Origin of the sequence: Faecalimonas umbilicata (assembly GCF_042846195.1) — a bacterium.
Lineage (GTDB): Bacteria > Bacillota > Clostridia > Lachnospirales > Lachnospiraceae > Faecalimonas > Faecalimonas umbilicata.
The window spans coordinates 764,741-778,045 of the sequence record NZ_AP031411.1 but is presented as its reverse complement, the minus strand read 5'-3'; the positions used below and the strand labels follow the sequence as shown (position 1 = coordinate 778,045).

At 43.3% G+C, this 13,305-nt stretch carries 11 protein-coding genes; all 11 read right to left on the bottom strand.

From position 1 onward, the window contains the following. Nucleotides 1-149 precede the first annotated feature (149 nt). Nucleotides 150-857, bottom strand: coding sequence for an RNA polymerase sporulation sigma factor SigE (sigE, locus tag ACGG81_RS03785; protein ID WP_390110335.1), 708 nt, complete (start codon nt 855-857; stop codon nt 150-152). Between the two features lie 37 nt (nt 858-894). Then, nucleotides 895-1,686: a sigma-E processing peptidase SpoIIGA gene (locus ACGG81_RS03780; RefSeq protein ID WP_117576731.1), complete on the bottom strand. Its 792-nt coding sequence runs from the start codon at nt 1,684-1,686 to the stop codon at nt 895-897. Between the two features lie 215 nt (nt 1,687-1,901). Beyond that, complete coding sequence (gene ftsZ / locus ACGG81_RS03775; protein ID WP_008976461.1) at nt 1,902-3,119, bottom strand: cell division protein FtsZ; 1,218 nt, start codon at nt 3,117-3,119, stop codon at nt 1,902-1,904. A gap of 172 nt (nt 3,120-3,291) precedes the next feature. Further along, complete coding sequence (locus ACGG81_RS03770) at nt 3,292-4,302, bottom strand: cell division protein FtsQ/DivIB (RefSeq protein ID WP_270456533.1); 1,011 nt, start codon at nt 4,300-4,302, stop codon at nt 3,292-3,294. Between the two features lie 55 nt (nt 4,303-4,357). Beyond that, entirely contained in the window at nt 4,358-5,443 is a 1,086-nt protein-coding gene (locus ACGG81_RS03765) for an FtsW/RodA/SpoVE family cell cycle protein (RefSeq protein ID WP_117576733.1), read from the bottom strand. 13 nt (nt 5,444-5,456) lie between these two features. Continuing rightward, on the bottom strand, nt 5,457-6,809 hold the full coding sequence (gene murD / locus ACGG81_RS03760; protein ID WP_016439362.1) for a UDP-N-acetylmuramoyl-L-alanine--D-glutamate ligase: 1,353 nt from the start codon (nt 6,807-6,809) through the stop codon (nt 5,457-5,459). A 9-nt stretch (nt 6,810-6,818) separates the two neighbouring features. Further along, nucleotides 6,819-7,775, bottom strand: coding sequence for a phospho-N-acetylmuramoyl-pentapeptide-transferase (gene mraY / locus ACGG81_RS03755; RefSeq protein WP_008976465.1), 957 nt, complete (start codon nt 7,773-7,775; stop codon nt 6,819-6,821). A gap of 76 nt (nt 7,776-7,851) precedes the next feature. Continuing rightward, nucleotides 7,852-9,630 (bottom strand): peptidoglycan D,D-transpeptidase FtsI family protein, encoded by a 1,779-nt coding sequence (locus tag ACGG81_RS03750; protein WP_390109660.1) that lies wholly within the window; start codon nt 9,628-9,630, stop codon nt 7,852-7,854. Between the two features lie 94 nt (nt 9,631-9,724). Next, the gene (locus ACGG81_RS03745) at nt 9,725-11,797 is read right to left on the bottom strand and encodes a peptidoglycan D,D-transpeptidase FtsI family protein (protein WP_009262941.1); all 2,073 of its coding nucleotides are present in this window, start codon (nt 11,795-11,797) and stop codon (nt 9,725-9,727) included. A gap of 11 nt (nt 11,798-11,808) precedes the next feature. Further along, nucleotides 11,809-12,303: a hypothetical protein gene (locus ACGG81_RS03740; RefSeq protein ID WP_008976468.1), complete on the bottom strand. Its 495-nt coding sequence runs from the start codon at nt 12,301-12,303 to the stop codon at nt 11,809-11,811. A gap of 21 nt (nt 12,304-12,324) precedes the next feature. Continuing rightward, nucleotides 12,325-13,275 carry a 16S rRNA (cytosine(1402)-N(4))-methyltransferase RsmH gene (gene rsmH / locus ACGG81_RS03735; RefSeq protein ID WP_008976469.1) on the bottom strand — a complete coding sequence of 317 codons (951 nt, stop codon included), beginning with the start codon at nt 13,273-13,275 and terminating at the stop codon, nt 12,325-12,327. Nucleotides 13,276-13,305 lie beyond the last annotated feature (30 nt).

Sequence of the window (13,305 nt, the reverse complement as noted above, 5' to 3'; positions counted from 1 at the left end):
GGCAGTTCCCCGCTATATATTCTTTGTCTAATATGCAGGAACACCTCGCAACTGCTGTCATAAAATTTACTATATTATAACACATTTTCAATCGAAATGGCATATATTTCAGTCTTTATTCTTTTATTTATACTTTTTTTATTTTTCTTTTAAGATTCGTAGCGTACAATCTCCTTTTTTAATCTCTGCATAATCTTCTTCTCCAAACGTGAAATATAAGATTGAGAAATTCCCAAAAGATCCGCTACCTCTTTCTGTGTCTTTTCTTCCCCTTCAGAACGATTGATCCCAAAACGCATCTCTACGATCGTCTTCTCCCTCGGAGACAATTTTTCAATCGCTTTGCGCAGCATTTTCTGTTCTGCCTCCGTCTCTAGATCTCGGTAGATTGTATCTTCTTCGGTTCCAAGGATATCTGACAGCAATAGCTCATTTCCATCCCAATCCACATTCAGTGGCTCATCGATCGACACTTCCAGCTTTGTTTTATTATTTCTTCTCAGATACATCAAAATTTCATTTTCAATACATCTGGACGCATAAGTTGCAAGCTTGATCTTCTTTGTGGGATTAAAGGTATTGATGGCTTTGATCAGACCAATCGTGCCAATTGAGATCAGATCTTCCACCCCAATTCCCGTATTATCAAATTTCTTGGCAATATAAACAACAAGTCTGAGATTGTGTTCAATCAACACCTTTTTTGCTTTTTCATTATATTCTGTTGCCAGTTCCTTGATGACTGCGCTCTCCTCTTCCATCTCCAATGGCGCCGGGAGCACCTCTGACCCTCCTATGTAATGGATTTCTCTCCTTGTCCCTATCACGATCTTACGAAACTGTGACAAAAACTTCATCCGAAACTGCTTTGGCAGCATTGCATTTGTTACCATTTTATACTCCTCCTAATATTGCTGGATTCAGAATCATCTGATATTCCCCATTTGTAAAACTATCTTCCTCACAAATTCCAATGAGCGGCTTTTCCACCCAACACTCCTGCCCGGTATGAATGCACATTTTTTCTGCTCTGATTACCGGAAGTACCCCTTTCTCTGTTCCAACTGAACAATACGGGATATAGCGCAGTGTCTGAAGTTCCTTTTCTTTTAGAATTTCCCCTGCCTGTCTCTTTCCTAAAATGCAGACCGGCTTCCCCGTAACCGGATCGCACAGACTGTTTCCGGTATCTAAAAGCGCGTGTATCGTGCAGCTCTCCCCGGAAGTATACACCGTAACTGTATATTGATACTTGTTCATGCGCTGCAGATACAAAAGAAATTTCCAGATTCCGATCACCAGATAATAACTTCCGACTGCTGCGCCAAAAAAAAGACTTCCCGCGCGCACATACGGCTGCAGCCATGTAAATACTCCCCCAAGCAGAAATGCACTGGCATATAATGCCACAAATGCCTTTAGAAATTCTCTGAGTGTTCGGATTTTCAACCCGATCCAGATCATAGCTGCATTCACAGATAAATGAAACAAAAGAAAGCGAATCAGTGTACTCCTTACCGGGAGAAGCATGCAAATACAGACCGCTGCCGCTCCAAAAATACTCCCCACGCAAATATTTCCATGTGTGGCAGTACATTTCAATACTCTGCGCACAATCAGAAGCAGCAGGTAGTCCATCATAAAATTTATGAGAAACAACACATCTATGTACACTTCGTAATACATTTCCCACCTCTTTTCCGCTCCGCTTTCCTTATATCTTTTCATTTCCGTACTTATTATTATATCTGCATGCTTCTGCAGAATTTGTCAAATATTTGTTTCTTATTCTGGGATTTTTTCGACAAAAAAGAACTATAACAACTGGATCTCGTCCCATTGCTATAGTTCTCTTCGGTGAGCTTCTATTATAAAAGATAAGTGTTTGCTATTTTATCGTTCTATTTCTTAAAAAAATCCGGAATCTTGATGGATTTCTCTCTGACTGTACTTGTCGGAACTCTCGGTGTCACCGGTGTTGTCCCTGTATAAGTTCTCTGGCCAGCTGATGTATTGGTGTTATTTCCAATTACGCTGAATTCTGGTCTTGCCTGTCTTACAGAAGATGCTGTTCCTGCTGCTGAAGCTGCTGTGTGACTAGTATTTGGAAGCACACTGCCTGTCTTCTGTCCATCCAGTCTGGATTTGAGTCTGGATGACGGTCCTTCCACGTTATGAAGTCCGGTAGCAATAACTGTGATCACTGCCTCGTCTGACTTTGAATCGTCATACATTGCACCGAAGATGATATTTGCATCTTCCCCTGCAAGTTCTTGTACGTATTCTGCTGCATCACTGGCATCCATCAGTGTGATATCTCCTGAGATATTGATAATAACGTGAGAAGCACCTGCAATAGTTGTCTCAAGAAGCGGACTTGCCACTGCCTGTTTCACAGCTTCTAATGCCTTGTCATCTCCCTTGCCCTGACCAATTCCGATGTGTGCAATTCCCTTGTCAATCATAACTGTCTGCACATCTGCAAAGTCAAGGTTGATCAGAGACGGTACATTGATCAGGTCTGTGATTCCCTGGATACCTTGCTGAAGAACTTCGTCTGCCTTCTTCAGTGCTTCCGGCATTGTTGTTCTGCGGTCTACTACTTCCAGTAATTTATCATTCGGAATAACGATTAACGTATCTACGCTCTCTTTTAACTTCTCAATTCCTGCAAGCGCATTGTTCATTCTTGTCTTGGATTCAAAACGGAATGGCTTTGTAACTACACCGACTGTCAGTGCACCCATATCCTTTGCGATACGTGCTACAACCGGAGTCGCACCTGTTCCGGTTCCGCCTCCCATACCACAAGTAACGAATACCATATCTGCACCTTTGATTGCTGCTGCGATTTCTTCTGAGCTTTCCTCTGCTGCCTTCTCACCAATCTCAGGTTTAGCACCTGCTCCAAGTCCTTTCGTAAGCTTCTCACCGATCTGCATCAATGTAGGAGCTTTCGATAATTGTAATGCCTGCTTATCTGTATTAATAGCAATAAATTCCACACCGGCGATCTGTTCATCGATCATTCGGTTCACTGCATTATTTCCGCCGCCACCGACACCAATGACGATAATTTTTGCTGCTGCTTCAGATTCATTTGTTTTAATTTCTAACAAGAGTTTTTCCTCCTTTATCGATCTACTTCTTATACATCCCTCTGGTTCTATATAGATTCTGCCATATAGATATATAATATAGTTTTTCTTCTAATTAATCAATAGCCTTTTTTAGATTTTCCGATTTTTTTGTCGTGGCACTCTCCGTTCAAAGCAGATGCAGTATCATTTTCTAATACCCCATTCCGCTTCCGTCATCATAAGTGCCTGTCCCATCATAATTTTCACTTCCGTCATCGTATGTGCCGCTTCCATCCTCATAACTTCCGGTTTCGTCATCATAGATTTCCGTTCCATCGCCATAAGTCACACTCTCATCATACTGTGGTTCTGCTTCCCAGTCTTCATTATAACTGTCAGCATCTGTCTGTTCACCGCTGTCTGTCGCTCCGGTTTCATCAAGTATCTGATCTTCCCCTTCTGTCACAGTTCCATCTTCTGCCTCCACTGTCGGCCGGAAGCTGATCAGCGTTGACTGCATTGTAAAGTTTTCCAAATGAACAGTTCCGCTTTTTCCCTGAAGTTTTTCTAAAATTGGAGTAATCTGAGCAACTCTGTCATCAAAATTCTCATCGCCGATATTAACTGCGATCGTCCCAAAATGAAGTGTGGCCTCTGTTCCGTTAAACACAATCTTCTCTGGACTAAGTTCCCATTTTTCCACAACTTTTCCAACCTGGATGACATAGCTGAATACCTTTCGATTCTCCGCTTTTACTTTATGATTTAAGACAACCTTTTTCACACCCAGCCCCTCAACAAGCGGAATCCCCGGAATGGACTCTGTCTGTTTCTTTAAGACGGTTCCTTCCTCATCAAAATAGGCATATTCATTCTCATAAAGAATTCCGCCAAGCAATTTATGCTCTTCAATCTTTACTTTGATCGTCCACGGATTCTTCATACTGATCTCTGCACTTTTCATCATAGGAAGTAATTTGTCCGGACGAAACTTGGATTTCCAGAGAACGTATAGGGAATTGCCGGACATTGTGTCACTTTTTACCCAGTCTGACACTTCCTGCTGTGTCAGCATCTCTATTCCCGTCACTTCGATCTTTTGTATATGAAACAGCAAAAATACAGACAGCGCAAGGATTGCTGCTGCAATCAAACCTACAAGCAATGCATAAAGTCCATATTTTCTTTTCTTTTGTACTTTACGATGTTTAAATGTCGTCATCCTATCCTCCTAACAACTTTGTTGCCGTCGCGTCCTTCCGCGCCGGATGTTCTCTTTATTGTATCAGACTGGACACACTCAGCACAAGTCCCATTTCCATCAAAAGAAACAGAACCGATGTCCCTCCATAACTGATAAACGGAAGTGTGATTCCTGTATTGGGAATCGTATTTGTCACTACCGCAATATTTAAAATCACCTGTATCATCATGTGCGCCATTGCTCCAGATGCGATCAGCGCTCCAAACAGATCCTGCGCATGAACTGCAATGGCAAAGAAACGCCAGATCAGAAGCAAAAACAAGAGGATGATCAGTGCCGCTCCCACAAGTCCCAGTTCTTCACAGACAATGGAAAAAATCATGTCATTCTGTGCCTCCGGAACAAATCCGAGTTTCTGTACACTGTTTCCCATTCCCCGTCCAAAAAGTCCTCCGGAACCGATTGCATAAAGTCCCTGCAATGTTTGATAACCTTTCTCATACTTTTCCGGATTTCTCCAGATTGCAAGACGTTCCAGGCGATAACTCTCCACCCCGAGGAAAATACCAAGGAATCCACATCCAAGCAGCCCCATCCAGATAAACTGTGCATACTTTGGACTTGCCACAAAAATCAGAATGACTGCAATCCCAAGAATAATGATTGCAGTACTTAAATTACTTGCCCCGACAAGACCGACAACCGGGAGTACCATAAGCATAATCTTAAACAAAGTCTTGATCTTTCCCATCTCTTTTACATTTTTGGTCACAATACATGCAAGAAATAGAATCAGCGCCACCTTTGCGTACTCTGACGGTTGAAAAGATAAAGGTCCCAAAGACAGCCATCTTTTGGACCCATTATACTCATCTCCTATAAAAATCACCGCAACAGACAGCCCGATTGCAACAAGATAGCCAATGCCTGCAAGCGGTTCCCAGACATGATAATCGATATTTGCCACGACCAGCATCAGAACCGTTCCTAAAATCGTTGCAAACAACTGTTTTTTTAAATAGTAAAAACGATCGTGGAATTTTAACTCACCATTGTAGGCACTCGTACTGTACAAGATCATCAATCCTACGAACACGAGCACAAATACAACCGCAAGCAATGTGTAATCATACCCTTTTTTCTTTCCGGGTCTGCCCACAATTCTTCACTCCTTATAAATGATTTACAAGTTCTTTGAATTTATCTCCACGTTCTTCAAAATTTTTAAACATGCCCCAACTCGCACATGCAGGGGAAAGAAGTACTGCATCTCCCTCTCTTGCAAGTCGCGCACTCTCCATGACAGCCTCCTCAAAAGTATCTGCGAGGATAACATTGTCAAATCCTTTTCTTCTTGCGGTCTCAGCGATTTTCTCTTTTGTTGCTCCAACTAATACAAGGTATCTTACTTTTTCCCCGAAAGAATCAATCCACTCATCATAAGAAGAGTTCTTATCATATCCTCCTCCGATCAGTATCGTCGGTCGATTCATCGCCTCCACTGCCTTGATGGCAGCATCCGGATTTGTTCCCTTGGAGTCATTGTAGTATGCAACCCCTTCTTTCTCCGTCACAAATTCGATCCGGTGGGCAACTCCGCCGAAATTCCTAATCGTCTCTCGTATACTCGAAAGCGGGACTCCATATGCCGCTGCCATCGCAGAAGCCGCCATCACATTCTCATAATTATGTGTACCAAGCAACTTTAGTTCTTCTACCTTACAGAGCACTTCCGGCTTTCCATCTGCATAAATGATCTTTCCGTCTTCAAGATAGATCCCTCTCTCTAGTTTACGCCTGCTGCTGAAATATAGAACCTGTGTATGAAGTTTTTCTCCGAATGCACGCAGCACTTCGTCCTCATAATTGAGTACACAGACATCTTCCTCTGTCTGATTTTTTGTGATTTCCTCTTTCGCCTGAATATATGCCTCCATCGTATGATGTCGGTTTAAATGATCTGGTGTAATATTTAAGATCGCACTTACCTTTGGATGGAACGTATCGATCGTCTCCAACTGAAAGCTGCTCATCTCCGCAACCGTCACAGAATCTTCCTTCATCTCCAACGAAGCTCCCGTGTACGGTGTCCCGATATTCCCGACAACAAAAACACTGTCTCTGTACGCTTTCATGATTTCCCCCAGCAATGCAGTTGTTGTTGTCTTTCCATTTGTTCCGGTAATTGCAAGTACCTCTCCACTTGCAAAGCGGTATGCCAGTTCCACTTCTCCCCAAATTGGAATTTCTCGTTCTCTCAACTGATTTACAAGCGGAAGATCTGTCGGAACCCCCGGACTTAACACAACAAGTTCCAGCTGATCCATCACTTCCAGCGGAAGGCTGCCGAGCAAGATCTCAACAGAGCTCTCTGCCGCAAAATGTTTTCTTAAGTTTTCTTTGTCTAAATTTTCATTTCCATCGTACAGGATCACAGACGCTTGTGCCCTCTCAAGCAGCGCTCCTGCACCAATTCCGCTGATTCCTGTTCCAAATACAAGTACTTTTTTTCCTCTTAAATCCATAATACCCTCCTAAAGCGCCATCAGGCCAATCAGACATAAAATTGCTGTTGCAACAGCGAACACTGCTACAACCCGTGTCTCAGACCAGCCGCAAAGTTCAAAATGATGATGAATTGGCGCCATTTTAAAGATTCTTTTCCCGCCTGTCTTCTTAAAATATGTCACCTGAATCATAACCGACAGCACTTCAATCAGATAAATCAGCCCTACGATCACGATGAAGAGCGGCATCTGGAGCATATATGCTGTGGATGCCACAAATCCTCCCAGCGCAAGCGATCCGGTATCTCCCATAAACACACTCGCCGGATAGACATTAAAGAGTAAAAAGCCAAGCAGCGCCCCCACAACCGCACAGGTCACAGGCTCGATACCGCTTCTCGTCCCCACTGCCACTACAGTGAAAAATGTGGCAACAAGCACCGTCACACTGGAGGCCAAGCCATCCAGCCCATCCGTGAAATTCACTCCATTGACCGTTCCAATCACGACAACAAACAACAGCGGAATCGAAAGCCATCCGATATCCAGATATTTTCCACTGGAAAATGGAATCAGTAGTGTCATTGGAACATTTGTCACTTTTACAAGATAGTAGGCAAACACTGCCGTCACAACAATCTGAAGCGCCATCTTCTGCTTTGGAAACAACCCATCCGACCGTTTCATCACAACTTTCAAATAATCATCGAGAAATCCGATCAATCCAAAACCAAGTGTCACAAACAGCACCGGTATGATCTTCGGATATTCTTTTATATAAAAAACTGAAGTGAGCAATACACTTCCAAGGATGATCACACCGCCCATTGTCGGTGTTCCTGCCTTCTTCAAATGTGACTGTACACCTTCCACCCGTTCTGTCTGTCCCATCTTTAGTTTTCTCAGAAACGGAATGACGACCGGTCCCATCAGCAGACTCAATGCAAAAGAAATCAGCACTGGTACAATTAATTTATAATCCATAGATACACCCTTTCACTCTTTTGTTCTCATTTTAATTCAACTTATATAGTATACTTCATTTCCCCCTCATTTTCAACTACTCCTCCTCTTTTGTTTCGCTAACCGGCCCTCTTTCTATCCCCATATATGGAAGAATATTGTCGAAAATATCACGGATTACCGGAGCCGCAATCGTTCCCCCATAATAAATTCCCTGCGGATCATGGATCACCGCCATTCCTAGTATTTGTGGATTGTCTGCCGGAGCAAATCCGATAAAAGAAGAAATATATTTATTGGCGCTTCTCGGAAGTGTCTGCGAGGTTGCTGTCTTTCCTCCGATCCGATATCCTTCAATATATGCGTTTTTCCCAGATCCTTCTGCTACAACGCTCTCAAGGATCGTTCGCATTGTCGCCGACGTTTCTTTCGATACCACTCCTTTTCTTTCTGGATAAGAAAAAGGCTCCAGCTTTTCTCCTTCCTGATCCACAATTCCCATGCCAAAATGTGGTGTCACACGAACCCCTCCGTTGATCAGAGAACTTACCGTTGTCGCCATCTGCACCGGCGTAATCTGGAAGGATTGCCCAAAACTCATCGTTGCCAGCTCTACCGCACCGATGTTTTCCTTCTTATGCATGATTGTTCCTGCTTCTCCTGGAAGATCTACCCCTGTCAGATCCAGCAATCCAAACTGTTTAAAATACTCGCAGAACTTATCCACACCGAGTCGCAGACCGATGTCGATAAATACCGGGTTACAGGAATTTTGAACTCCTTGCACAAATGTTTCCGTTCCATGTCCTCCTACTTTGTGACATCGGATCTTCCGATCCTCCACCATCCGATATCCCGGACATTGAAAAGTGTCATCCAGTTTCACTACGCCTGCTTCCAGACAGGCAGAGGACGTAATAATCTTAAAAGTCGACCCTGGCTCATAAGTATCGTTAATACAGCGATTTCTCCACATCTGATTCAGGAGTTCCTGCTTCTTCTCCGGATCTTTCATATCTGCTGCAGGCTGTTTTTCAGCATTTGCTGCCAGAAATTCCTCCGTCAGTGTAAAAGGATCATTCAGATTAAATTCTGGCACATTCACCATCGCCAGTATTTCTCCATTTTGAGGATTCATCAGCAGGATAGACACCCCATCTGCCTGCTTTTCCTCCATCACTTTCTGTGCCGCCTGCTCAGCATATTTCTGAATGTTATAGTCTATGCTGAGCTGCAATGTATTCCCCGGTACCGGTTCGATGCGGTCTTCTGCAATCCCATCCAGTTCAATCCCACGGGCATCTGTTGTCGTGAGGATCATTCCGTTCTGTCCTTTCAGATACTTCTCATACTTCACTTCCAACCCGATGATTCCCTGATTATCCCCTCCGGTAAATCCGAGCACTTTTGATGCCAGCGTTTCATATGGATAATAGCGCTTGAAATCTTCATCTACTTTTACCCCCGCAAGATCATATTCACGAATCTTATCCCCGATTTCCTTCGGTACATTCGTTTTGATCCTCTCCATAGACGAAACTTTTTCTACTCGTTTTCTCACCACCTTGGGTTCCAACTCCAGCTCCTCTGCCAGCACTTCAATGACACGCTCCTGATCCTTGATCTGGCTGTGAATCACAGAAATCGTGCAGACTGTACGATTCGTCGCAAGCACTGTTCCATTCCGATCTACAATTTCTCCTCTTGCGGCTTTAATTTCACGTTCCCGTTCATGGAGCGCCTCCGCTTTTTTCTGGTAATATTCTGCATCAAAAATCATCAGATAACACAGCCGTCCGATCAATCCTAAGATCACTGTGACCGCTGCGAGAAAGACCACAAGCACTTTTTTCTTATTATAGGTCTTATTTTTCATAAAAAAACCTCACAGAAGTTGTTTTTATAATTTATTAACACTTCTGTGAGGTTATTCACATTTCCTTGGACAAAATTTTCATAAAATCGTTCAATCAATATCCAGACTCCATATCCCCAGAGCCGTCCTCGTAAGTTCCATCTCCGTAAGCACCATCGTCATAACTTTCCCCTTCGTAAGAAACATCCCCGACAGCTTCCCCTTCATAGGAAGGTTCTCCCGAAACCTCTTCTTGACTTTCGGTTTCCGTCTCATTCTCCGCCTGTGGTTCTACCTCTTGCTGATCTTCCTCCGGCTGCTCCGGAGCTACAACCGGCTGCCCGTCAATCGTAGAAATATTCATATATGGAAATGCCTCTTCCATAATACTTCGCGCCAGATTCAACACGAGAGAACTGTCTTCCTGGGACTCTGTATTCGGCTCATCAATCACAACATAAATCAGCACTTCCGGCTCATCCTGCGGTGCATATCCAATGAAAGAAAGTAAATGCTTTCCACTGTTTCTAGGGTATTTCTCAGCAGTACCAGTCTTTCCTCCGATGTCATATCCTTCCACCGCTGCTGAGGCTCCTGTTCCAGTTCCTTCCATAACCGTTTTCATATACTGTTTCAGCATTGTCGACGTCTGCTCAGAAATCACACGTTTCTTCAAAACAGATTCTTTCGTCTCAATCACATTTCCGTTTTCATCTTGAATCTGTTTGACAACATGCGGCTCATAATAGTTGCCTCCATTGATCAAGGCTGACATTCCCGCAACCATCTGTTCCATCGTCACATTGAAATTCTGCCCGAAGGAATTAGTTGCCAGATCTACCGGACCTACCAGCTCTGGATCCTGCAGGATCCCCTCTGCCTCTCCCGGCAGGTCAATCCCTGTCTGAGCGCCAAATCCAAAGATACTCTGATAACGATAAAAATCTTCAGCTCCAATCACTTTGATCATTTCCATCATTGCAACGTTACAAGAATTTGCAATCGACTGCGCAATGGTCTGCGTACCGTGCCCCGCTGTGTAGTGACAATTGATCGGCTCTGTATCCTCCGCAACAACGAGAGATCCTCCGCAAGTATATACTTCATTTCCCCTTATCTTTCCTGTTTCCAGTCCCGCTGCAACAGTAAACGGTTTTGCTGTTGATCCCGGTTCATACGAATCGCTGACACAGAAATCCCTCCAAAGATTATTGAGGATCTCCACTTTTTCTTCCTCTTTCATCTTCTTCAGTTCTTTCTCTGTGTAGTAGGCAGAAATATCACGCGGTTTGTTCAGATCAAAGTTCGGGTAAGATGCCTGTGCAAGGATCTCCCCACTCTGCGGATCTGCAATGATCACCGCTGTATTCAAGCTTCCGTTTCCTTTCTCTGCATTATCCTTATAAGCTTCATTAAATTCTAAAATATGTTTTTCCACAATCTTCTGGAGTTCCGCGTCAATAGTAGATACGATCGTGTTTCCATTCTCCGCTTCCTTGATTGTACGTTCCAGAAGCGCTCCTTCTTCCAGATAACCGTACTCTCTTCCGTCTACTCCATTTAAAATTGCATTGTAAGATGCCTCAAGACCGATTGTTCCCACATCGTCTGCATTGGAAAATCCGATTACATCACTCGCCAGTGAATTGTACGGATATTTCCGCACATAATCCTCTTCCAGCCAGATTCCCTTAACATTCGGATGCTTCTCTTCGTCTTCATCGATCGCCTCAAATTCCTTCGCAGTATTATAATCTACACCTTTCAGAAGTATATTATAACGGCTTTCTGGACTCGATTCGACCAGTTCCTCCACATCCTCCTCTGCGATTCCAAAGCAGTCTTTTAAAACTTTGATCGTAGGCTCCTGATATTCGTCTTTCTCAAGCATTGCCTTGACATCCAGAATAACATTGTACACGCGCTCACTGGTTGCAAGCTTTGTTCCATTGCGATCCACAATATCTCCTCTTCGAAAAGGAATCACCCTGCTGTCATACTGCTGCTGATCTAAAACGACCTTCGTATATTTTTCGCCATTCATGGCATTGATCTGTATAATTCTTCCAATTAAAATAGCAAAAGCCAGCACAACTAATGAAAATAATAGTACTAGCTTTTTCTGCATAATCTTCGAAAATTTTCTTTTTAAAAAATGAAATGAGTTTCGCTTTTTTCTTTTGGACATTTTCTCACCTTTTACTTAGAAACTTTACTTGACTGTGCTAATATTCCATTTTCCGGTATCTCTTCGTACTGTTTCACATAACTGCTCGTCGGGCTGTCATATTCCATGACCTGATCCGGCGTAGCCGGCACCATCCCCAGATCTTCTACAGCACGTTTGCGAAGCTCTTCTAAGTCCACGCTGTCTGTCGCAGCATTGTACATTGCTGTATTCTCCTCTTTCAGCTCTGTCAGTTCACTTTGAAGTGCAGCGATCGCTTCGGAACGGTTCGTAATCTCAGACTGAATCTGAAGATATCTTACACAAATAAAGAGCGCTGCAATGGCAGCTATAGATAAAAACAACACATATCCCTTATTCATATCCAATGCTCTTTTTCTATTTTTATGTACTTGTTTACTCACCCTTTTTGGTTCTGAAGGCTGTAATGCTGTCTGTCTATCTATACTGACTCTCGGCTGTCGTACAGTGTTTCCATATACGTAAGCTTCTTCTCTTATCGCCATTACAATCTCTCCTCTTTCTTTTTATACTTTCGTATTCACATGCCGCTCAAAAATCCTAAGCTTCGCGCTCTTTGACCGACTGTTCTCTTCTAATTCCTGTTCGCCAGGCAAGATCGGTTTTTTCGTGATCACTTTCCCTTTCGATACATTTCCACAAACGCATACAGGAAAATGGCTTGGACAAGTACAAGGATTCTCATTCTTCTTAAATATTCCCTTCACGATCCGGTCTTCCAATGAGTGAAATGTAATGATACAGATCCTTCCATTATCATTGAGTAACTCAATCATCTCATCTAATGTATCTCTGAGTACTTCCAGTTCTCGATTCAGTTCAATACGAATCGCCTGAAATGTTCTCTTTGCCGGATGTCCCGTGTTCTTCTGAAATTTCATCGGAATTGCATGTCGGATAATCTCGCATAACTGCCCCGTAGTCTCGATCGGCGCCTTCTCTCTTTCCATGACAATATGCTTTGCAATATTCTTTGCGAACTTGTCCTCTCCATAGTCACGGATAATTCGAAATAGCTCCATCTCGCTGTATGTATTAACGATATCACGCGCCGTCTTTTCCTGACGCCTGTCCATCCTCATATCTAACGGGGCATCAACACGATAAGAAAATCCTCTTTCTGCCGTATCTAACTGATAAGATGATACGCCCAAATCAAGGATTATCCCATCGACTTTGTCAATTCCTCTTTCCCGAAGTCTCGACTTCATATCACAATAATTACTTCTGATTATCGTGACTCTCTCCCCGAAGCCGGCCAACCGGACACTTGCTGCTTCAATCGCCGCTGCGTCCTGATCTATTCCTATAAAACTCCCCTTGTCATTTAATTGCTTACATACCTCTTCGGCATGCCCGCCACCACCAAGCGTTCCATCTACGTAAATGCCGTCTGGCTTGATGTTCAGACCATTTACCGTCTCTTCCAGTAATACTGACTTATGCTTGAATTCCATATTGTCCTCCATTTCTAACGATAGAAAGCA